This window comes from Tenacibaculum sp. IB213877 (genome assembly GCF_034043975.1).
Classification (GTDB): domain Bacteria; phylum Bacteroidota; class Bacteroidia; order Flavobacteriales; family Flavobacteriaceae; genus Polaribacter.
Window position 1 is genome coordinate 1 of the sequence record NZ_JAXCHH010000034.1, and the last position, 823, is coordinate 823.

Annotated in this window: 1 protein-coding gene; it reads right to left on the minus strand. The window is 46.2% G+C overall.

Annotated elements, in window-relative coordinates:
• On the minus strand, nt 1–823 hold an 823-nt coding region (locus SLH33_RS12960; protein WP_320419538.1), incomplete at both ends, for a hypothetical protein.

The window sequence follows — 823 nt, forward strand, 5'->3', positions numbered from 1 at the left end:
CCTTCTGAAACTGTTACATCTCCAATAGTGACCGTTGGAGCACTATCATCATCTTGTACCGTTACCGATCCGTTGGTTACCGCTCCTGTTGTTCCGCTGGTTACAACTCCTGTTGCTGCAAATACTTCGTCTGCCTCTCCTGAGATTGTATCTTCTGTCGTTGGAACTGTTACGCTTCCTGTTGTATCTCCTGCTGTAATGGTTACCGTGTAAACTACTCCGTCTACCGTTACTTCTACTGTAATGTCTTCTGTACTTGGGTTGCTTAAGGTTACTGGAACAATCGCATTATCGCCTTCTGAAACTGTTACATCTCCAATAGTGACCGTTGGAGCACTATCATCATCTTGTACCGTTACCGATCCGTTGGTTACCGCTCCTGTTGTTCCGCTGGTTACAACTCCTGTTGCTGCAAATACTTCGTCCGCCTCTCCTGAGATTGTATCTTCTGTCGTTGGAACTGTTACGCTTCCTGTTGTATCTCCTGCTGTAATGGTTACCGTGTAAACTACTCCGTCTACCGTTACTTCTACTGTAATGTCTTCTGTACTTGGGTTGCTTAAGGTTACTGGAACTATCGCATTATCGCCTTCTGAAACTGTTACATCTCCAATAGTGACCGTTGGAGCACTATCATTATCTTGTACCGTTACCGATCCGTTGGTTACGGCTCCGGTGGTAGTTCCGCTGGTAACTGCACCCGCTGCTGTAAATACTTCGTCCGCCTCTCCTGAGATTGTATCTTCTGTCGTTGGAACTGTTACGCTTCCTGTTGTATCTCCTGCTGTAATGGTTACCGTGTAAACTACTCCGTCTACCGTTA